Below are 21,648 nucleotides of genomic sequence, written 5' to 3'. Positions count from 1 at the left end.
GATTGCCACGCTCCTTTCAGTCGCTCGCAATGACGTTTGGACAAATTCTCGATCCATGCAACAACGCTGGCACCTTCTTGCGGTGATCTACACAATAATATTTCAGGAATGCAAATCTTCTTTGAGTAGTAATATGTTATTTTTACTGATTATTGACCTATAGACTTGCATATTTTCAAATACTCGTTGAACATAATTTCTTGTTTCGGCAAAGGGGATTAGTTCAATCCAATTAATTACTTGCCGCATATTTTTTAATTTTCTTGGATCACCGAATCGTTCTATCCAGTTTTTTGTTCTACCAGGTCCGGCATTGTAGGAAATAATAGTTAGAAGGTATGAATTATCATATTGCTGTAGTAATAATTTGAGATAATTCGCACCTAAATTAATATTATATTGGGGATCTTTGGTAAGTTTTACTATATCACATTTAGTATTTATAGATTTGGCGGTATCACAGGCGGTATTTTTTACAAGCTGCATTAATCCCATAGCGTTAGCACTGCTAACGGCAGAGTGGTTAAAGACGGATTCTTGCCTAATTATGCTATAAGTAAAATGCGACTCTACAGGCGAATTTAAAATTTGATAAGGAGTAGGGAAGGCATGATCTAAAATACAAGTATGATATTGGCAAGCAATTTTTGCAACGTCAACTGTATGATGAGTATTATTATTAGCTTTGATAATGTTAGTAATTAGCAAAATTTCTGCAGGATTTGAGGTTACCGCAATGGTAGCTTTAGCGTAGATAACTGCTAAATTAGCTTTACCGTATTTATTTAATAATTTCGCCGCTTTAAGAATCTCGTTATTTTCTACGGCTTTATTATGAATTGCTTCAATTTTAGGCTTGATCGGCAAGGTTATATTGTTGTTTTTCAATTCTATATTTGCCACTTGCCCATAAAAAGTACAAGAATATTTTGCAGCTTTCTTATAGAATTCAGTAGACGTTTTTTGATCACCTTTTGCTTCGTAGCTTCTGGCAAGCCAGTAATAGCCTCGTGATAGGCTTATAGGGGTTTTTACTATCTTTATAAATTTATTAAAATGCAATAAAGCTTGATCGGGTTTATTTAAGAAGCTTAAAGCCAACCAACCGGCAAGCCATTCTTGTTCTCTTATCGTTTCAGGGCATTTTGCAAAAGGAATGGTAATAATTTTATAACTATTAGCAAAGTCCTTATAATCAATAAATTCTCGTGCGTAATAAGATTGTAGGCGACACCACTTAGCAAAATGTTTTTTATCGTTTTTTACTTTTTTAAATAAAGCGACGACTTCATTAGTAGGTTTTTCTTTTTTTCTTGCTTCTAAATAACGAAATAATAAACTGGAAGTATAATATTTTTCAGAGACAGTTTTAAAAAGTTTGTCTGCCGATTGCGGGTTATTTATTATAGCAATTTGTGCTTTAAAAGAAGCTTGATATCCTGGATTTACGTATTGCATTGCTCGCTGTGCTGCTCTAATATCCGACTTCCATAAATGTTCATCGATTCTGTGAACATGATCTTCTACATCTAAATATTTATTCCACTTAACATAATATTCTTTTTCTTCGGCGTCGCTAAAATTGCCGTATATCCATGCGGCTTTAATAATCGGCAATAATATTTTCCGGTCTTTCACTAATTTACTAGCAGCTAACGCATAAAATTTATAGCCTTTACCGGTCAGCGGAGGATTTTTATTAAACCATTCTAATATTATTTTTTTATCCGTATCATGATTTAGATATTCTTCCGCCCTTACTTCCAATAAGCTATTTTGCGGCCATTTCGGATTATCCCGTAAAAATTTTATTACTTCTTTAAAGTTATTATTACAATATTTATTATCTAGAAATTTTTGTGAAAGAACGATTTTTGTTAAGGCTGTGTTATTTATTTCTTTAGTCAGTTTTTCAGCCTTCGCCCAATCTTTTTTGTCTAAATAAATAAAAGTTTCTTGAATTTTATCTTGCGTGGTAGTAACTTCTGCATAAGCATAGGATGCTGTGAAAAGTTTTAAGATGTCGAAGATAATTAATAGTTTAAACTTAATATTCATAATAGTAATTTTTTTAATCAGTAACTATAAAATTAAGTTTCCGATCGTTAGGTGTTACGGGTAATGTATCTACTAACTGTTCTTTTAAGCAAACTCCGATAGTCAATAAATCTTTATTTTTATCTATATAACGATCAAAAAAACCGAAACCTTGCCCTAATCTATGATTATCTTTACTAAAAGCAAGCCCAGGCATAATGAGTAATTCCGGTTGGTAATCCCCTTTCTCTTTTGGTTCATAAATATTGAATCTATTTAATATTAACTTTGTATCCTTGGTATATAGACTATAACTAATTTCGTTTTTTACAATTTTAGGTAAGAAAAATATAAGCTCAGGATGCAACTTAATTATTTCAAGTATATTAATCTCAGGTAACATAGGGTAATATACTCCGACTGTTGTTGCCCTTAACTCATTTATTAATATATTAAGCTTATGTATTATTAACTTTCTAGTTACTTCAGAAGTTACTTTATCCTTATTTTTTCTTAAGAAATTTCTAAAGTAAGATCGTAGAGCGGGTTTATCCATATAATAGCTTATCCATATTAACTGCGGCATTGTTGCATGGATCGAATTTTATATGTCATTCCCGTGAAAACGGGAATCCAGAGAATATTTAAGCGAATTATATAGTAAATTTTTATATGATTTTACTTATTTTAAGTGTTTTTTCTGGATTCCTGCTTTCGCAGGAATGACATATAGCACTTTTTTTGAGCCACGCAACAACGCCATTAATTGCACACTATAGCAAAAAGCATTAAGTATAGACATTAATGATTGAAGTTATATATTAATAGTTCTTTTATCTACTGCCAACGCTGCTTCTTTTATCGCTTCACTTAAAGTAGGGTGAGCATGGCAAGTCCTTGCTATATCTTCAGCGGCTGCTCCAAATTCCATAAAAGCCACAAGCTCGGCAATCAAGGTGCCGGCATCAGGACCGATAATATGCACACCGAGTATTTTATCAGTCTTGCTATCGGCAAGGATTTTCACCAACCCATCGGTAGAGCCAATTGCTCTTGCTCTACTATTAGCTAAAAACGGAAATTTACCGACTTTATACTCAATACCATTTTCTTTTAACTGTTCTTCGGTTTCACCGACACTTGCAACTTCAGGTGAAGTATATATCACACTTGGAATTAAATTATAATTTACATGCCCTGCTTGTCCTGCCATAATTTCAACGACGGCTACTGCTTCTTCTTCAGCTTTATGGGCAAGCATCGGACCTTTTATTACATCCCCGACGGCAAAAATATTTGCTACTGACGTTTGAAAATGTTCGTTAACCTCTATTCTCCCTTGTTTATCTGCCGTAATTCCCAGCTTCTCGAGCCCTAAATTCTGCGTACAAGCTTTTCTACCGACGGCAATTAATACCACATCGGCAGTAAGTATTTGAGCAGTACCGCTCTCCTCTACTGAAAGCATCACCTTACCGGCTTTCTTCTCGGCAGATGCTACTTTAGTATTAAGCTTAAATTCTATTCCTTGTTTTTGTAAAATTTTAGTAAATTGGGTAGCTATTTCCTTGTCCAATGCCGGCACAATGCTAGGTGCATATTCGACCACTGTTACTTTAGAACCCAAACGCCGCCATACCGAACCAAGCTCTAAACCGATATACCCCCCTCCGACTACTATTAAGCTCTCAGGTACTTTTTGCAGTTTTAAAGCTCCTGTAGAAGAAACTATATATTCTTCATCTATGGTAATATTCGGGATTTCAATTATATCTGAGCCGGTAGCAATCAAAATATTTTTAGCGTTAATTTGCTCTTTACTTGTACCGTTATTTACTTCAATAGTGTTAGCCGAGATAATTGTTGCACTTCCAGTAATTCTGGTAATTTTATTTTTAACAAATAAGCTTTCTATGCCTTTCGTTAAGTCGGTTACTATTTTATCTTTTTTAGCTAACATTTTTGATAAATCTAGCTTTACTTCAGCCATAATACCGATATCGGCAAAATGTTTTAACGCTTCTTCATATTTTTCCGAGGAATTTAATAAAGCTTTCGACGGGATACACCCGACATTTAAACACGTCCCACCAAGCGTACTGTTTTTTTCGATGCACGCTACTTTCATGCCCAATTGTGCTGCTCTAATGCTACCTGTATAACCGGCAGGACCGCTGCCTATTACTACTAAATCAAATTCTTGCATGTAATTACCGTAATATAAGATTAGTTTAAAAGTAGCAGATACACAAAATATTTCAAGAATTGAATTTGATTTTGTAAGTTTGTAAAAAAAAAACGTCATGGCGAGTAATCGAAAACGTTGTTGTATGGCTCGAATTTTTGCAAAGCGTACGGTGCCATTCTAGTTCCTTGATCACGGCATCCAGTCTTTATTAAGGTTTTTTCTGGATACCGTGGTCAAGCCACGGTATGACACAGCCTTTTCTTTAACGTTCGTACAACACAGGATAAGATCGAGTCATGCAACTAACGCCTCAACAAGGTTGTAATATCATAACAACTTCACCCCAACTTTAACCTTATGCTATTCTTCATAGGCGAAGCAATAAAACTAACTAAAGTAATTTGATCTGCAAAAATATTTATATCCTTACTAGCAAGTAAAAAAAGCATTTGTTTGGTAATACCGTAATGAGAGCGTTGAGTTAGGGCATTTGATTCACCGATATTTTTTATTTCTCTCATTAAATCTAGCGGACTTTCAAATTCTAAGCCGATATTTTCATAATCAATAATCACCTCTAGAAAACCTGCACCCGCCAATAACAAAGGCATATGATCAAAATGTATGAAAGGCGAAATATGAGGAGAATGATTATAAGCGGTACTTATCTCAACTTCAATTAGCCGGTTACGTAAATTCTTTAAGCTACCCCCGCCGACAAAATTACCGATAAAAATACCGTCGGGTTTTAGGAATTTTTTAATATTAAATAAAATTTTTTGTATATCATTTATCCAGTGCAACCCCAAAGAGTAAGTTATTAAATCAAAAGAAGATTCGCTAAATTCTAATTTTTCTTCATCGATTAATAATTTATAATCATGCGTAAAAGAATCTAATAACGAAGGCGACATATCGGTAGCGGTAATTTTAGCATTCGGATAATTTGCTTTTAATAAATTAGTTAAATAACCCGTGCGACAACCGATATCTAAAATATGACAAAAACCTTTCTCAATTATTTTTAGCCGCTCAATTATATCTTCCGCCGAATGTCTAATGAATAGACTTTTATCAATAGCGTCTTTAGCGTTATTACGGTTAATTTTTAATTTATTTCGATCAAATATATTAGTAGCCTTATTGTTAATCGCTTTTAAATAACGGTAGAGAAATATCACTATCGTATTTTTTTTTAGAATGTCGGTGATGCATTTTGTTATCGAGTCCCTTCATCTTATTTAAAAATTCTTCCTGCCTTTTAAAATGAATATTCGGCGAAGTAACTTTATAATTATAATTCTCTTCATAAAACTTTAAAAAATTCAAGATTATTAAATCTGTTTTAGTAGCAGGTTCTTCGGCAAAAAAATAGGTGGAGAAATTAGCCGGATTTTTATATTTTAGATAATATTGTTCGTATTGTTTATGAATTTTCTTTTCTTTTTTTATTTGTTTTTTTGAAAAAGATAATTTTTTTTCACAAGAATTACCTGTTATATCAGTGCATTCATTCCACGGTAATTTTATTACGGCTTGATCATTTAAGCCTTCAAGCACTATAGGCTGCTCATCTTCAATAGGATTAGCGTTAGCACTAACCGTATAGAATAATAAAAAATATATTATTATTCTAATAGTCATAATATCCTCAAGAATTAGAATTTATTTTTACCGGCATGGGTATCATAATACTACTCCGATATTTCTTATTACCACTAAAAAGTGATTTTTTTTGTGCCTTACTATCGTTAGTAAGTTTACTAAAATTTTCGCTCTCTTTTATAGCGGTTATGTCTTCTACTACCCCATCATTGATATAATTACTTAATGAAGCTTTATATAACGCCATGTTACTAGCAATTTTTACTACAGCCTGCTTGTATTTATTACCCAAAGAATGGGTAGCCGAATGATAATGTGCAATAGCCTTATGCCAGCTTCCTAACTGCTCATATTTTGAGTGCAAGAACTCAGCACCGTATTTAACGTTTTTAGCTGGATCAAATGCTTGATCAAGCGAATCAAACGCCTCTAAATGGTGTTTAAGATTGATTTGCATACAACCCACGTCAATATTTTCTTTGCCTTTAATAATTTGTTTTTTTACAAATATTACCGCTTCTTTTTTGGTATTAAAATAATATCCTTTGCCCCCGACATTGACAGTCCATGGCCACACTACGCTAATTTTATGTTCTTTATGTTTCTTCCCTGATTCTTTTAGGGCTATTGAATGTAAAGTATTGGCAGGAATATTGAATTTCCTTTCAAAATAAGGAAAAAGTTTTGAACATTTGTTAGATTCGGCAATTTCTACATCAGCAAGAGCATAAACTGCAGATAACAAATGAAAAGATAAGAATAATGATATAAAAATTTGTACCAACATTAAATCATAATAAACTAGTTTGATACATTGTCAAAAAAAATTAACATTAAAAGCTTTTCTTAAAAGTAAATTGATTATTGACTGATTTGTTAAAAATGTTTATTATCTCTGGTAAATATAATAATATATGTGCATAGGTTAGTTATGAAAGTTGTAAGCTCATTAAAATCTTTGAAGAAAAGAGATAAAGATTGCCAAATCGTTAAAAGAAGAGGAAAAGTTTTTGTAATAAACAAAAAAAACAAGAGATTTAAAGCGAAACAAGGTTAATTAATATTGCTTATATTTTAAGAATAGCGAAATGGCTGGTCACTCAAAGTTTAAAAATATTCAACATCGTAAAGGTGCTCAAGATAAAAAGAGAGCTAAGGTTTTTACCAAGTTAATTCGTGAGATAGTCACCGCCGTTAAAGCAGGTTCTGCCGACCCGCACAACAACCCACGTCTTAGAAGTGCTTTGACTTCAGCCCGCAGTCAAAATTTACCTAAGGAAAGAATAGACAAAGCTATTAATAGTGCAGCTGATTCAGCTAATGCCGAGAATTATACCGAAATACGTTATGAGGGTTTTGCTCCCGGCGGTATTGCGATAATAGTCGAAGCCTTAACCGATAATAAAAACCGCACGGCTGCCGAAGTGCGTTCAGCCTTCACTAAATATGGCGGCAATCTCGGGGAAACAGGTAGCGTGAGTTATTTATTTAATCATCTGGGCGTTATACAATATCCGCTAAATATTGCCTCTATTGAAGAAATATTGGAAATAGCAATCGAAGCCGGTGCAAATGACGTAAATTCCGATGAAGAATTCCACTCTATTTATACCGATATTGAAAATTTTTCTCATATCCTTGAATATTTAACTAATAAATACGGGGTACCTGAAGAATCGTATATCGGATGGGTGCCGTTAAATACCGTAATTATTGACGACACCGAAAGAGCCGAAAAACTATTAAAGTTAATTAAGATTTTAGAAGAAAGCGATGACGTTCAAAGAGTTTTCGGTAACTATGAACTATCAGATAATATTTATGAAATTCTTCAAGGAGGCTAATGGGTAAAGAAGTTAATAGGGTTCAAATAATTATTTTAGCTGCCGGCAACGGCAGCCGAATGAAATCGGATTTGCCTAAAGTAATGCATAAGGTTGGAAATACCCCAATGCTTGAAATGGTACTAAAGAATGCAGCTCAAGTAACTAATGATATTATTCTTGTTTACTCGGAGCAATTAAAAAAATATTTAGCACCTTATAAGAATATATGCCGATTTGTGCTGCAAAAAGAGCCACTCGGTACGGCTCACGCAGTATATTCTGCTTTAAATTTGATTGATGATAATAAAATAACAATAGTATTATACGGTGATCATCCGTTAATTACGCCTAAGGTTATTGAAGAGCTAATTAATCATCTGGAAGTAACTAATTCAGCCATTGCAACCCTAAGCTTTGAAAGAGACGATCCGGCACAGTGTGGACGGATAATTACCGATGATAGAAATAACTTTTTAGAAATAGTTGAATTTAAAAATGCTACTGAGGAAGAAAAAAAAATTACGCATTGTAACTCCGGCGTGATGGCTTTTGCTCCAGAGGTATTAAAAACCTATCTACCGGAATTTGAATTTAAAGTAGGCGGAAAAGAGTTTTATCTTACAGAAATAGTTAGAATATGTGCAGATTATGCCGGGAGTATATCTTATTTATTATCAGAAGATTATAATTTGATTATAGGAGTTAATACTCAAGAAGAATTAGAAGAAGCAAATAATATATTTTTGCATAAAACGATAAAATATTCCTGATGTCATTCCTGCTTGCGGGCGTTATTGCATGGCTCGAGAAAAGTGCTATATGTCATTCTAGCTAAAAGCGGGAATCCAGTTTTATAACGTCATAAAAAGGCTCTAAAATAAGTCTAATATGGCTTTGTTTTTCTGGATGCCGTGATCAAGGAACTAGAATGACACAGCCGGCGTTGTTGCATGGCTCAAATTTTTGATGTCATTCCTGCGAAAGCAGGAATCCAGAGAATATTTAAGCGAATTATATAGTAAATTTTTATATAATTTTGCTTATTTTAAGTGTTTTTTCTGGATTCCGTGGTCGAAGCCACGGAATGACACCGTACGCTTTGCAAAAATTCTATCCGCACAACAATCTTCCTCGTAATAACGATTTTTTCTTTTGGAGAGGTGGCCGAGTGGTTTAAGGCGCTCGCCTGGAAAGCGTGTTCACGGCAACGTGTCAGGGGTTCAAATCCCCTCCTCTCCGCCAGTCTGGACAGTTAGCTACTTCTTGGAGTTTATCGAACGGGAAACTGATCATGCTATAAAAAAACGTACAAATCGAATTAAGATGAGATAAAATAAATCTTAGGAGGATTTGCAATGAGTCAAAAAATATACGATAAAGAATTTAAAATTAATGCAGTAAAACTGTATTTAGCAAATAAAGGTAGTAAAAGCATCAATGATATTGCTAAGGATTTAGGGGTTTCACGCTCTGGTTTGGGATATTGGCTTAAGAATTACAAAGGCAAAGGAGAGGCTAGCTTTGTTGGTAGTGGCAATGTAATGAATCAAGAGGTACGAGATTTAAAGAGGGAATTACATCTTGTAAAACAAGAGCGAGATATCCTAAAAAAAGCAGTGGTCATCTTTTCAGCTCCCGCAAACAAAGGTACGAATTTATGAAGAATCATAGTTCTTGTTTTTGTGTAGATCAGATGGCTAAGATTTTAGGGGTTAGTAGAAGTGGTTATTATGATTTTATTAATCACATGCCAAGTAAAAGAGCTGAATATAATGAGGAATTGATAAGTAAGATTAAAACTATTTTTACAGAAAGTTATAAAACTTATGGAAGTCCAAGGATTCATACAGAGTTAAAAGAACAAGGCTTTGTTTGCTCACGCCCTCGAGTAGCAAGGCTAATGCAAGTAAATAGCATTCAAGCAAAAATGTACAGAAAGTTTAAAAAGACTACAAGGCAGTCTGATAAACCTTATCATAGGGGAGAAGATTTGGTTAAACAAAATTTTTCTGCCTCAAGCCCAAATAGCATTTGGGTAGCTGATATAAGTTATATTTCTGTAAATAATAAATGGGCTTATCTTGCTATAGTACTTGACCTGTTCTCACGGAAAGTAGTAGGTATGGCGTTAGAAGAAACTATGAGAACTGATTTGATAATTAAAGCTCTTAACTCTGCTGCATTACAACGTAAACCCTTAAAAGGGCTTATTCATCATTCTGATCTTGGAAGCCAATTTACTAGTTTTGACTTTTATAATGCAACCAAAAAACACGGAATTGTTTTAAGTCATGGAAAGACTGGTGTGTCCTATGATAATGCTGCTATGGAAAACTTTTTCCACACTCTGAAAACTGAGCTTGTTTATTTTAAAAAATACCAAAGCTTAGAAGAAGCAAAGCTTGATATATTTACTTATATTTTTACTTTTTATAACCAAAAACGGAGGCACTCTACATTAAATTATCAAACTCCAAATGAGTACGAGTTACATTATAAAAAAATTAAAAACGTCTCTCTTTAATTTGTCCGTTTTTTTGTTGCAAGATCAATTTGTTTCTAATCCTGCTCTTTTGTCACGAGAAATTGGCTTTGTACATTCTGATTTGTTACAAGCAGTGCTTGCAGAAGGCGACGGACCAAAACTTAAATATGTTTTAAAGCGTGCTAGAGAATTAGTACGTGATAATCAAAAAGTTTTAATTTGGTCTTCTTTTGTAAAAAATGTCGAATATATTGCACAAAGGTTAGTCGACTTAGGAGCAGTATATATTCACGGTGGCGTAGATGCGGGCGAGGAGGATGATGACGAAACACGTGAAGGAAAAATCAAGTTATTTCATGATGATCCGAATATAAAAATTATGGTAGCAAACCCTGCTGCCGCAAGTGAAGGAGTGAGTCTTCACAAGATTTGTCATTATGCTATATATCTGGATAGAACATTTAATGCTGCACATTATTTACAATCTGAAGACCGAATACATAGGCTAGGTCTTAGCCCAAATGAGCAAACAACTATTGAAATAGTTGAATGTGCAAGAACTATTGACGAAACGGTACGAGAAAGACTAAATTTTAAAGTTGGAAAAATGGCAGAAGCCTTAGAAGACTCAAGCTTAAAAATCGATCCTATACCTATCGATCCTATTTCTACCGATGATCCGGAAGGTTACGTTATGGGTCTCTTACCGGAAGATATTGAAGCATTATTACGAGATTTTAAAAAGAAAAATTTTTGATTATGTCTCTTTCACCTGGACTTGCACATTCTTGTTTTGAATTGTTAGAAATAATTAATCGTCATAAATTATCATTTGACGATATTAGACGTGCATTTGAAAAGATAGGTGTAACACCGACTGATTACTCCTTAACCTACGCTCAAGAGATGGGATGGATATTGCTTGATGAAACGGGCATAGCTATTGCTTCTAACTCAGGAAAAAAATTATTATCACTAGTAGGAACAAAACAAAAGCTTCAACAATCAATATTAGATTTTATTAACGTCAAACATCCTTTTTGGCTACAAAATGCCGCTTTCGGTAGAAAAAAGCTACTTTTATATGTACATTCTGAAATATATCAAGTTTTTCTGGAAGCAGGCTTAGTAGGAAGTATAAATGAAGATATAGTAAAATTTTGGGATATACTTGCTTCAAGGGCACGAGGTCTACAAAATGATTCACTATTATCTATTGGAAGGCAGGGCGAACGTCTTACGCTTAACTATGAAAAAGCACGTACCGGTTATCAACCTAAATGGGTTTCGATAGAATCGAATGAAGATGGATATGATGTGCTGTCCGTTATTAACAATAACGATAAAGCAAAGCTATCAATTGAAGTAAAAACTACCAAAAACGGCATAGATACACTTTTTTACCTCACTCGGAATGAATGGGAACGTGCCGTTGACACAGAATCGCATTGCTTTCATTTATGGGATTTAAGCAATGATATTCCAAAACTTGCAGTACTTACTATGAAAGACATAGAAAATCATATTTCTATTGATAAAGGTAAAGGGGAATGGCAGCATCTTGCTATACCGTTTTCGATATTTGTAGAAAAATTTACAAATATAATCACTTGTTAAGCTTATATGCAACAACACAGGTACAAGCCACGGCATGACAACGTGTTATATTAATTTCCTTCCATCTCTAGCCATTTACTGCAACATAATTTCGCCAAATTCCGCACCCTTAAAATGTACGAAGCACGCTCGGTAACGCTAATTACGCCACGAGCATTTAACAAGTTAAATAAATGGCTTGCTTGCATGCAATAATCATAAGCCGGTAACGGCAAATTCTCTTTAATTAATGCCACGCACTGTTCTTCGCTATCTTGAAAATGCCGCAGTAACATCTCGCTATCGGCTAACTCTAAATTAAACTTAGAAAATTGCTTTTCTGCTTCAAAATCAACTTCACCGTATTTTAAAGCTTTTTCGCCTATTTGTCCGTTCCAGTCGAGATTTTTTACCTCATCAACGCCCTGAATATATAAAGCCAACCGCTCTAACCCATAAGTAATTTCTCCGGCGACGGGGCGGCATTCAATCCCGCCTACTTGCTGCATATAGGTAAATTGCGAGACTTCCATACCGTTACACCACACTTCCCAGCCGAGTCCTGAAGCTCCTAGTGTCGGAGATTCCCAATCATCTTCAACAAATCTGATATCGTGTTTACTTAAATCAATACCGAGCTGCTCTAAGCTGTTTAGATATAACTCTTGAATGTTATCGGGAGAAGGCTTTAAAATCACTTGAAATTGATAATAATGTTGCATCCTGTTAGGGTGCAAAGCGTATCTGCTATCGCCGGGACGCCTTGAAGGCTGCACATATGCCACAAACCACGGCTTAGGACCGAGCGAGCGTAGCACTGTTGCCGGATGGAAAGTACCCGCTCCAACATGTGCATCATAGGGCTGCAAAATCGCACAACCGTAATCCTGCCAATAATTTTGCAAAGTTAGGATAATTTGTTGAAATGATAGTTTTTTCATAAAATATTAATGTTTTATCTTGCTTGTGTATATAGTTCATCGTCATTGCCATAAGGCAGTAAGGCATTGGCGTTGTTGCATGGATCAAATTTTTGATGTCATTCCTGCGAAAGCAGGAATCCAGGCTTTTTTGTCATGCTGAACTTGGTTTACAACTGTCCGAAGTTAAAAAATAAGTAGAGAAAGGAAGCGGTAATTTCTATTTTTGATGTTATATTTTTATACCAAAATGACCAATCAAGGTTTAAGAACTCTTTTCCTTTCTAGAACTTCGGACAGTTGTAAACTTGGTTCAGCATCTCTTGAAAAAGATCCTGAAATAAATTCAGGATAACTTAACAGTATTTTTCTGGATTCCCGCCTTCGCGGGAATGACATAAAGGAATACAAAAATAACATCAGCATATTTAAATATCCACCTTCTCCCATGAGCCGTTTGGATTTTGTTTATAGCAATCAATTAGTTTTTCCGCAACGGTTAGTTTATTGATCGATAAAACTAAGCTTTGCAAATCAATCGGTAAGTCATAAATTATAATTATTCTTTGAAAACGGCTAATATATTCTTTATCCTGTAAAATCTTCTCTATATCTTTTGGTGAAATAATTAATAGAACGCCAGCGTCATTAGGATTTTGCAGCTCATCGGTAATATATATCGGCTGCTTTTCCGGCATTGGGTCAAGCTTGCTGCCGTGCGGGATAAATTGCCTTCTCGAATATGTCCAGAGTGTTTTGTTTAACAATTCCTGCTGTTCGCTATCAGCTACTAAAACAACACTTTTAAGGTTGCCGTGATAGCATTTTTCTACCAATAGAATTATTGCCTTCAGTAACAACTCCTGCGTCGTTTGATAAATACTAAATTGCTGCATAAGAATATTTGTAACTTTATTTATGTTCATAATAATAAAAAAACTAAATATTGAAAGGATAATCAGGAGGGGTTGAACATTTTATCGTCATGCTGAACAAGTTTGGGTCTTATTGCGTGGAACAAATTTTTGATGTCATTCCTGCGAAAGCAGGAATGACATATATCACTTTTTTTGATCCATCCAACAATGCTGAAGTAAGTTCAGCATGACAAAAACTAGATGGTCACGACGCCAAGAGGCGTCTCGCCATGACGATTTTGGGTGCCATGCAACAAGACCACAAGCTTGACGCATCTATAAAAGATATCTCGAAATAAATTTGCGAGGATTCAAGACGCCTTTAGGTTAACCTTTTATAATTTACACTTTATAAATAGTTAGATTCGTCTATAATGGCTTAATATAACTAAATAGGTCGCTAAACCTTCAATGAATAAATCTAAATTTATTTTCTTATCTGCTATTTCAGGTAATGTACTGGAATATTACGATTTTACAGTATATTCAGTTTTTTCATTGGTTATTGGACATGTGTTTTTCCCTCAAGAATCGGAATTTGTTAAAATTCTCTTAAGTCTTGGAGTTTTTGCCGTCGGTTTTTTAACGAGACCCATAGGCGGGATAGTCTTTGGCTATATCGGTGATAGATACGGCAGGCGTATTGCTCTGATAATCTCGATGCTCGGTATGACAGTTCCCACCTTTATTATGGGATTAATTCCCTCCTATGAGAGTATAGGAGTTTACGCACCCGTAACCTTAATTATTATGCGCCTTATCCAAGGTTTATGCATTAGCGGCGAAGGCACCGGTGCAGCTATCTTTATCTTAGAACATCGGCAAAATTTACGCCCCGGATTTACCGCCGGTTTAGTCCACGGCTCTAATATCGCCGGTACTTTAATCGCCACATTTATCGGCATTATTATTGAGCAATATTTTTCTTATATTGACTTTGCTTGGCGGTTTGCTTTCCTACTTGGCGGCTTTATGGGTCTTGCAGGTTTTTATTTACGTTTACGCGTGGCGGAAACACCGATTTTTATTATGCTAGAGAAAAAAAAGAAAGTTCTAAAAGCTCCTTTTTCAAATGTGGTTAAAACCGCCTGGCGATCGATGTTTATCACTATTTGTGTTGCAGCTATCGCTAGTAGCATTATGTATTTAGTGAAAACCTATATAAATGTTTTCTACCATAACGTTATGCATTACGACAATACGCTAGCCTTAACGTATTTAGCCTACTCTTCTTTTGTGGCAATGGTGGCGATGCCGCTTGCCGGCGGCACTGCCGACATTATCGGTAAATTTAGGATGCTAGTTCTTGCCGCTATTGCTATTTTAGTATTAATTTTGCCGACCATGCTGTTTATGTCATCAGAAAAATTATGGCAACAAATTGCCGCTCTGACGATTCTCGGCATGCTAGCCGGAACAATAGCGGGTACGGCTTATATATTCGTTATCTCGCTATTTACTCCTGAACAAAAATTTTCCGGCGTAGCTTTTAGTTATAATTTCGGCGTGGCAATATTCGGTGGGACTTCGCCGATTATTTCCCGCTGGCTTGTCGAAAAAACGGAGTTATTTTATGCCCCTGCTTTTTATATTATGCTTATTGCGAGTATATTTTTGATGATTATGTATTTGATGAGAAAAGTGGTTAGACAGAATATTAGGTAACAACCTCGTCGAAGTCACGGCATGACAGAATTTTTACCTCTTCATTTATGAGTAGTTTATGGTCTCACAAAATAGAAAATTAACTAGTGACTGGTTCACACATTTGCGTAATCAAATATGCACTGAATTTGAAAAAATTGAACAAGAATATGCAAAGGATAAAAATATAGAGCCTGCTAAATTTGTACGATCGCCTTGGGAAAGAATAGGAGGCGGCGGAGGGGTTATGTCCGTCATGAAGGGTGAAGTATTTGAAAAAGTAGGGGTTAATATTTCTACTGTTTTCGGTGAATTCTCAAAAGAATTTCGAGAACAAATCCCGGGAACGGAAAAGAGCGGAGAGTTTTTTGCTACGGGTATCTCTGTTGTTGCTCATCTTAAATCTCCTTTAGTGCCGGCAATGCATTTTAACACTCGTTATATAGAAACGTCTAATCATTGGTTTGGCGGCGGCGGGGATTTAACACCTTTTTATCCTGAAAAATCTGAAACGGCAAAATTTCATCAAGCTTTTAAGGAAGCTTGCAATAGATATAACAGTGACTATTACCCTAAATTTAAAAAACAATGCGATGAATATTTTTATTTAAAGCATCGGAAAGAAGCAAGAGGCATCGGCGGGATATTTTACGATTATTTAAATAGCGGCAATTTCGATAATGATTTTTCTTTTACCCAAGATGTCGGCAAGGCTTTATTGTCGGTATATCCTGAAATTGTCAGGAAAAAAATGTTTTTGCCTTGGTCGCTAGAGCAGAAAGAATACCAGCTTATAAGACGTGGTAGATATGTGGAATTTAATTTATTATATGACCGTGGTACTAAATTCGGCTTAATGACCGACGGAAATGTTGAGGCGATATTAATGTCCCTACCGCCGGAAGTACGCTGGCCTTGATTTTACATAAAAACATAACTTGACTATTTGCTAATTTAGTTTTATTCTGCTTCTTTTTAGAATTAATTTTTACATGTAAGGTTTCAGCTAATGGCCAAAAAAAATAAAAATATTTTAGTGAAGCTGGTGAGTACGGCGGGTACCGGAGTTTTTTGGGTAAAAAAACGTAATCCGAAAACTCAAACTGAAAAGCTTTCTTTTCGTAAATATGATAAAGTAGTTAGAAAACATGTTGTTTTCAAAGAAGAAAAAATAAAATAAATAGTATTTATTAGAGTATATATGGCAGTAAAAATCCGTTTAGCTAGAGGTGGTGCAAAAAAACGTCCTTATTATAGAGTAGTGGTGGCTAACGTAACAGCACCGCGTGACGGTAATTTTTTAGAAAAAGTCGGTACTTATAACCCGATGCTTGCAAAAGAAGATGCGAGTCGTGTAGTTTTAAAGTTAGACCGTATAGAATATTGGTTAGGTACAGGTGCACAGCCTACCGAACGTGTCGCTAGATTTATCGAAGAAGCCGGTATTGCTCTTCCCGCTTCAATTAAGAAAAAAATAGAAATTAAGGCAAAAGCTCAAACGCCGAAACCTAGCAAAAAAGAAGCTAAGAAGGCGTAATTGCTTTCGCAGGTAGGCGTTGTTGCATGGATCATAATTATCGTTATTATGGTTATTATAAGTACGGTGTCATACCGTGGCTTGACCACGGTATCCAGAAAAAACCTTAATAAAAAGACTGGATGCCGTGATCAAGGAACTAGAATGACACCATACGCTTTGCAAAAATTCGAACCACACAACACTCCCCCCTACAACGACGATTTTTAGTCTTTGTCAGCTCCTTCTACAAAATTGTAGATGTTCATGCCGGATTAGCTCAGTGGTAGAGCAACCGCCTTGTAAGCGGTAGGTCATCAGTTCGAATCCGATATCCGGCACCACATTACTATCAGCTTTCCAGGGCTTTACGTCACTCTATTCAAAAGTCCGTTTACTCCTTTTATTCGCCTTTCGGTTTAATTTGTATGTAATATTGGAATATATAGAAATACAGCAAAAAGCATTAAGATTTTTGCTGTATTTTATAGTCGCATTAGAATCCATTCAGCCAATGATTATTATCACTGGTTGAATTTGGTCAGAAAGCTGTTGACATATCAATCATTGATTGCATAATCAGCTTGATTTCCTATACATGGAATTTCATAATCTGAATCTTCAAAATCTGAATTTTCCGATAGGTTTGCATAGATTGGACTTGCTTCTTGGTGTACCGGCATTTCAATCAGCTCTTTCGCATCTTTAAGAGTTTTTACTACTGTAACCCCTGGTCCTGCTTTGGCTTGTAACGCATTTAGCAAATCCTGGGGGGATATCAACCCTTCAGCTTCTCCCGATATTCCTCGAGATTGTGATTCAGCATCAGTCGCTTTGTGTTTTTTGGATTGTATTTTATATATAGAAGCACCTACTACACCTAACAATGTAGTTGCTCCACCTACAATACCGGCTATTTTCCATGTATTAAAACTATTATTATCTTTATTACCGGCATCGTTGTTATTATCTGAAAACAACAAAATTTCTTCCGGAGTTGGATAGCCTGATTCACATCCGCAGACGGTGATACACATTATCCGTCTAATAGTCGTTTTATATTTTGGGATTCCAACGGTAACATAAAAATTACAATTTTAGAAGATAGTAAACTTACTTTCTTGTATAAGGAAGATAATAATATTACAAAATATGTCTGTACCGAATGGAACGAATGGTTCAAGTCGGTTATGCAGAGCGTTGCAAAATATGAAGTATAATGGTACCCAAAAACTAGACAAGAAAATAGAGAAAAGTAGGTATAATATCTCCTAGGAAAAGGAGCAAAAAATGAAAAAAAATGAAAAAACAAGTTAAAAAATATAGTGCAGAAGAAAAAGCAAAAATAGCAATTGAAGCAATATCTGGAGAAATGACTATAGCTCAAATTACCAGCAAATATGGTGTTCACGCTAATCAGATTTATAAATGGAAGAAAGAAGCTTTAGATTTTATGGTTTCTGGATTTAAATCGAAATCTAAACAACAAGATACCGGCCAAGAAGATTTAATTAAATCATTATTTGAGCAAATAGGCCAGTTAACAGTTGAAAGAGACTGGCTTAAAAAAAAATCTAGTATCTTTGGATTTAGAGGTTAGGAAAAAAATGATAAGTTATGCTTCAAATTTAACCATAGCAAGACAATGCAAACTTTTAGATTTAAACCGCTCAAGTTACTACTACCGAGCTAGGAATACCTTAGATGATAAGGAGTATAGAGTACTGAACAGAATTGATGAGATTTTTACAGAGCATCCCTATTATGGTACTAGAAGAATGTCTCATGTCCTAAAATCCGAAGGGTTAAATGTTAGTCGTAAGATGATAAGAAAATATTATAAAATACTTGGTATTGAAGCAGTATACCCAAAGATTAATTTAAGCCGTAGGAATCAGGCTCATAAAGTATACCCATATCTATTAAATAATATAGAGGTGGTTTGCTCCAATCAAGTTTACTGTGCAGATATTACTTACATAAGATTAAAGCAAGGTTTTGTATATTTGGTTGCTATAATGGATTGGTATAGTCGTTATATTTTGAGTTGGCGGGTGTCGATTAGTTTAGAAAATGATTTTTGTATTGAAGCTCTAAATGAAGCAATATCTATACATGGCAAGCCTGACATTTTTAATACGGATCAAGGAGTACAATTTACATCAAAAGATTTTACTCAAATACTTGAGCAACAAGGCATAGCTATTAGTATGGACGGCAAAGGCAGAGCCTTAGATAATGTATTTATTGAACGTTTTTGGCGATCTTTGAAACAAGAGAAGATTTATCGTTTTGATCTTGAAACGGTACGTGAAGCAAAGATAGCTATCAGAGATTATATAGAATTTTATAATAAGCAAAGACCTCATCAATCGCTTGAATATAAGACACCTGAAATGATACATTTTGCAGAAAAACTAGAAAATTATCAAGAGGCTATATGACATAGAAAATGCAAACTTTACTTTGAAAAACCAATACATTAATACAGGAGAATTACACCTCTAAAATTTAAAAAATTTGTCTAGACAAAGGGTACCACCTCACCTGTCCTATAACATTTGATACTATTTTGTTCGTTAAACTTTTGTTGTTAGATATAGCATATATAAAAATATCATTTTAGCCCGGATATTGCATGAAGTGAGATTTAAAGTAAGAAATTGAGTAATTTATAATATTAGCAATGATACTTTTGTAAAAATTTTGCCAAAAAGTGCTTTGAAGCCGTTATTTTCAAATTTTAGATGTAATGCCCCTTACCCCATTTTTTCTAAGCACCGGGAACAGTGCTAATCTAGGTTATTCTAATGCTAATTTCTTCATCACATGATTCCATACCTGTCGGTAAGGATATGATGAAGATAACAAAAACTTAATACGCCTAGTATTACGGATAATTACTACCCCAATTTTTAATAATTTTAAACGTATTGTACCTATTTGTGCTTTTGCTAATGCACTACCTTGTAATAAATTACCTCTGATATATTCTACTAAAGTGTATGCAAGACCCGATAAAATCATTCTGAGCTGATTAGCCCACCATCTATGACAAGAAGTACGATCTGCAAATAATTCTAGTTGTTGCTCTTTTATACGGTTTTCCATATCACCACGACCACAGTAAACTTTGTCGTATAAATCTTCAGGTTTATCTGATAAATTAGTTACTATATACCTTGGATTTTCTCCAAGCATTGTCATTTCTGCCTTACCAATTATTCTACGTTCATGACTCCAACTACCAGCCTTATATGGAAACTCACTAAAAAGACGTTGCTTTTCTTGGGTTATAATAAATGCTGCTTTTGACTTCTCCATTGTAGGTTTCAGTAACTCATTTAGTCTGTTATTTTGGGGCATTCCTACAATATATTTTATATTATGAATATCACACCAATCAAACATCTGATGACGACAAAATCCACTATCACCACGAAAAATAATCTTTACCTCTGGCCAAGCTTGGCGAAAACGTTTTACTAACAATGATAATATTGCCCAAGAATGTTTTGCTTGATCCTGCTTTGACGTCCTAAGATAACTAACTAACAGATGCTTTCCACAAAAAACATACAAAGGTAAAAAGCAATTATGACCGTAATAACCATGATAAAACTTACCTTCCTGTTGCCCATGAATTTCATCATCCGTAGCATCAAAATCAAGTATTAGCTGCTTTGGTACTATTTTATGAGACTTAATAAATTTATCAAGCATTAGTTCATGCACTTTAATTGCAAAGTGTCTATCAGCATTGTTTTCTATACGACATAAGGTAGAACTACTTGCCATATCATCAATTGTTTCCATAGCTGTTTGCATAGCAGGACATTTTCGTAGATAATTGTGGTCATTTAAATCTTCATAACCTAATGCAATACCATAAATTCGTTGCCTCAGCATTGTTGCCATATTATGGGTAATTTTACTACCATCTCGTCTATCAGGAAATATTTTAGCAAGCTCCTCTGTTATACCAAGCCTTTTATCTGCTTCTCTTAATAACAACACACCTCCATCGCTACTAATATCACCTCCAGTGAAATTTATCTCTATTGTCCGATTTTTTACTTTGGAAAACTGGTAACTATATGCTATACAATTTGTCATGACAAAATCCTTTGTATTATTCTAATGAAATACCAGTATTATACAGCTTTACGAGGATTTTGTCTCCTATATCTCATGCAATATCCGGGTTAGGAGAGTTGTTTATTACCTTTATCGACTGCTCTAACTTTGTTTTCTCCAATTTCGTTCCGTAGTCACCAAATAAAAGTGTATAGAGTTGTTTAATACTTATCATAATAAAAGCCTGTTTTTAAAAAGTTAAAAATAAATAATTTAAAAGTGATTAAGTTAAAATGTGTAATTGGCAAGTAGTATTTTAGAGAAAAATGAATAAATAGAAGATAGTTATTAATAAAACAGAAGGTAGTTATTAAGTTATTAACTATATATTAATAATTTAATTTATATAAATGTGCATTATATAGATGATCAGTTAAAATGTCAAGCATTTATTAATCTTTACCGGGGTTTAAAATTTTGAAGTTGCATTTTAGTAGAGAGTGCCGACAAAACGGGTCTATCGTATGATGATGGGTTGAAGATATGGATATTATGCAGTCATTAACATTTTAAAATTCTCGAAAGTAGAAGGATGGTTATTAGCACCGGTGATTTGTCCTTTTTGAATCATGCGAATGTTTTCAACACCCGTAATAGAACCGTTATGAGATAGCATTGTTGTGTGGATCGAATTTTTGCAAAGCGTACGGTGTCATACCGTGGCTTGATCACGGCATCCAGTCTTTTTATTAAGTTTTTTTCTGGATACCGTGGTCAAGCCACGGTATGACACCATACTTATAATAACCATAATACGGTAAATTATGATCCACGCAA

The 21,648-nt window shown here is 34.7% G+C and carries 23 protein-coding genes and 2 tRNA genes; 15 read left to right on the top strand and 10 right to left on the bottom strand.

The features are described 5' to 3' along the window. Positions 1-102: 102 nt before the first annotated feature. From AAGD48_RS07825 to AAGD48_RS07800, 6 genes are all read right to left on the bottom strand, one after another. Positions 103-2,058, bottom strand: a complete 1,956-nt coding sequence (locus tag AAGD48_RS07825) for a lytic transglycosylase domain-containing protein (protein WP_341789642.1) — start codon at positions 2,056-2,058, stop codon at positions 103-105. 13 nt (positions 2,059-2,071) lie between these two features. Next, on the bottom strand, positions 2,072-2,593 hold the full coding sequence (locus AAGD48_RS07820; protein ID WP_341789641.1) for a 5-formyltetrahydrofolate cyclo-ligase: 522 nt from the start codon (positions 2,591-2,593) through the stop codon (positions 2,072-2,074). A 258-nt stretch (positions 2,594-2,851) separates the two neighbouring features. Further along, positions 2,852-4,243: a dihydrolipoyl dehydrogenase gene (gene lpdA / locus AAGD48_RS07815; protein ID WP_341789640.1), complete on the bottom strand. Its 1,392-nt coding sequence runs from the start codon at positions 4,241-4,243 to the stop codon at positions 2,852-2,854. A gap of 320 nt (positions 4,244-4,563) precedes the next feature. Beyond that, a complete protein-coding gene (locus AAGD48_RS07810; RefSeq protein WP_341790770.1) occupies positions 4,564-5,262 on the bottom strand; it encodes a methyltransferase domain-containing protein in 699 nt (232 codons plus the stop codon). A 109-nt stretch (positions 5,263-5,371) separates the two neighbouring features. Next, the gene (locus AAGD48_RS07805; protein ID WP_341789639.1) at positions 5,372-5,869 is read right to left on the bottom strand and encodes a DUF2532 domain-containing protein; all 498 of its coding nucleotides are present in this window, start codon (positions 5,867-5,869) and stop codon (positions 5,372-5,374) included. Positions 5,870-5,876: 7 nt separating this feature from the next. Further along, entirely contained in the window at positions 5,877-6,617 is a 741-nt protein-coding gene (locus tag AAGD48_RS07800) for a lytic transglycosylase domain-containing protein (RefSeq protein WP_341789638.1), read from the bottom strand. A gap of 144 nt (positions 6,618-6,761) precedes the next feature. Here AAGD48_RS07800 and ykgO point away from each other — a divergent pair, with 144 nt between their 5' ends. From ykgO to AAGD48_RS07760, 8 genes are all read left to right on the top strand, one after another. Beyond that, positions 6,762-6,887 carry a type B 50S ribosomal protein L36 gene (ykgO, locus tag AAGD48_RS07795; protein WP_253308650.1) on the top strand — a complete coding sequence of 42 codons (126 nt, stop codon included), beginning with the start codon at positions 6,762-6,764 and terminating at the stop codon, positions 6,885-6,887. Positions 6,888-6,918: 31 nt separating this feature from the next. Further along, a complete protein-coding gene (locus tag AAGD48_RS07790) occupies positions 6,919-7,674 on the top strand; it encodes a YebC/PmpR family DNA-binding transcriptional regulator (protein ID WP_341789637.1) in 756 nt (251 codons plus the stop codon). Continuing rightward, positions 7,674-8,426 carry a sugar phosphate nucleotidyltransferase gene (locus tag AAGD48_RS07785; RefSeq protein ID WP_341789636.1) on the top strand — a complete coding sequence of 251 codons (753 nt, stop codon included), beginning with the start codon at positions 7,674-7,676 and terminating at the stop codon, positions 8,424-8,426. Before AAGD48_RS07790 ends, AAGD48_RS07785 begins: the two co-directional genes overlap by 1 nt. 384 nt (positions 8,427-8,810) lie before the next feature. Continuing rightward, positions 8,811-8,898, top strand: a tRNA-Ser gene (locus tag AAGD48_RS07780). Positions 8,899-9,011: 113 nt separating this feature from the next. Beyond that, positions 9,012-9,317, top strand: a complete 306-nt coding sequence (locus tag AAGD48_RS07775; RefSeq protein ID WP_341789367.1) for a transposase — start codon at positions 9,012-9,014, stop codon at positions 9,315-9,317. After that, positions 9,230-10,180, top strand: a complete 951-nt coding sequence (locus AAGD48_RS07770; protein ID WP_341790769.1) for an IS3 family transposase — start codon at positions 9,230-9,232, stop codon at positions 10,178-10,180. Before AAGD48_RS07775 ends, AAGD48_RS07770 begins: the two co-directional genes overlap by 88 nt. A 16-nt stretch (positions 10,181-10,196) precedes the next feature. Then, complete coding sequence (locus AAGD48_RS07765) at positions 10,197-10,898, top strand: C-terminal helicase domain-containing protein (RefSeq protein WP_341789635.1); 702 nt, start codon at positions 10,197-10,199, stop codon at positions 10,896-10,898. Between the two features lie 2 nt (positions 10,899-10,900). Further along, a complete protein-coding gene (locus AAGD48_RS07760; protein WP_341789634.1) occupies positions 10,901-11,758 on the top strand; it encodes a DUF3883 domain-containing protein in 858 nt (285 codons plus the stop codon). A 50-nt stretch (positions 11,759-11,808) separates the two neighbouring features. On the opposite strand, the gene AAGD48_RS07755 is transcribed toward AAGD48_RS07760, so the two are convergent. Then, positions 11,809-12,678, bottom strand: coding sequence for a glycine--tRNA ligase subunit alpha (locus tag AAGD48_RS07755; RefSeq protein ID WP_341789633.1), 870 nt, complete (start codon positions 12,676-12,678; stop codon positions 11,809-11,811). Positions 12,679-13,085: 407 nt separating this feature from the next. After that, on the bottom strand, positions 13,086-13,553 hold the full coding sequence (locus AAGD48_RS07750) for a DNA polymerase III subunit chi (RefSeq protein ID WP_341789632.1): 468 nt from the start codon (positions 13,551-13,553) through the stop codon (positions 13,086-13,088). Between the two features lie 432 nt (positions 13,554-13,985). On the opposite strand from AAGD48_RS07750, the gene AAGD48_RS07745 reads away from it, so the two are divergent. From AAGD48_RS07745 to AAGD48_RS07725, 5 genes are all read left to right on the top strand, one after another. Further along, on the top strand, positions 13,986-15,239 hold the full coding sequence (locus AAGD48_RS07745; protein ID WP_341789631.1) for an MFS transporter: 1,254 nt from the start codon (positions 13,986-13,988) through the stop codon (positions 15,237-15,239). Positions 15,240-15,297: 58 nt separating this feature from the next. Further along, positions 15,298-16,137, top strand: coding sequence for an oxygen-dependent coproporphyrinogen oxidase (hemF, locus tag AAGD48_RS07740; protein WP_341789630.1), 840 nt, complete (start codon positions 15,298-15,300; stop codon positions 16,135-16,137). A gap of 90 nt (positions 16,138-16,227) precedes the next feature. Continuing rightward, the gene (gene rpmG / locus AAGD48_RS07735; protein WP_341789629.1) at positions 16,228-16,398 is read left to right on the top strand and encodes a 50S ribosomal protein L33; all 171 of its coding nucleotides are present in this window, start codon (positions 16,228-16,230) and stop codon (positions 16,396-16,398) included. Between the two features lie 21 nt (positions 16,399-16,419). After that, positions 16,420-16,755, top strand: coding sequence for a 30S ribosomal protein S16 (rpsP, locus tag AAGD48_RS07730; protein ID WP_341789628.1), 336 nt, complete (start codon positions 16,420-16,422; stop codon positions 16,753-16,755). A 248-nt stretch (positions 16,756-17,003) separates the two neighbouring features. Beyond that, a tRNA-Thr gene (locus AAGD48_RS07725) sits at positions 17,004-17,078 on the top strand. 216 nt (positions 17,079-17,294) lie between these two features. Here the strand turns inward: AAGD48_RS07725 and AAGD48_RS07720 are convergent. Then, on the bottom strand, positions 17,295-17,714 hold the full coding sequence (locus tag AAGD48_RS07720; protein ID WP_341789627.1) for a hypothetical protein: 420 nt from the start codon (positions 17,712-17,714) through the stop codon (positions 17,295-17,297). Positions 17,715-18,034: 320 nt separating this feature from the next. Here AAGD48_RS07720 and AAGD48_RS07715 point away from each other — a divergent pair, with 320 nt between their 5' ends. After that, entirely contained in the window at positions 18,035-18,334 is a 300-nt protein-coding gene (locus AAGD48_RS07715) for a transposase (RefSeq protein ID WP_045812944.1), read from the top strand. A 7-nt stretch (positions 18,335-18,341) separates the two neighbouring features. Further along, entirely contained in the window at positions 18,342-19,178 is an 837-nt protein-coding gene (locus tag AAGD48_RS07710) for an IS3 family transposase (protein ID WP_341789572.1), read from the top strand. A 358-nt stretch (positions 19,179-19,536) separates the two neighbouring features. On the opposite strand, the gene AAGD48_RS07705 is transcribed toward AAGD48_RS07710, so the two are convergent. Then, positions 19,537-20,850 carry an IS1380 family transposase gene (locus AAGD48_RS07705; RefSeq protein ID WP_341789277.1) on the bottom strand — a complete coding sequence of 438 codons (1,314 nt, stop codon included), beginning with the start codon at positions 20,848-20,850 and terminating at the stop codon, positions 19,537-19,539. Between the last annotated feature and the right edge of the window lie 798 nt (positions 20,851-21,648).

This window comes from Rickettsia endosymbiont of Polydrusus tereticollis (assembly GCF_964026385.1).
GTDB lineage: Bacteria > Pseudomonadota > Alphaproteobacteria > Rickettsiales > Rickettsiaceae > Rickettsia.
The sequence above is the reverse complement of the archived record's forward strand: the minus strand, read 5'-3'. Positions and strand labels throughout refer to the sequence as shown.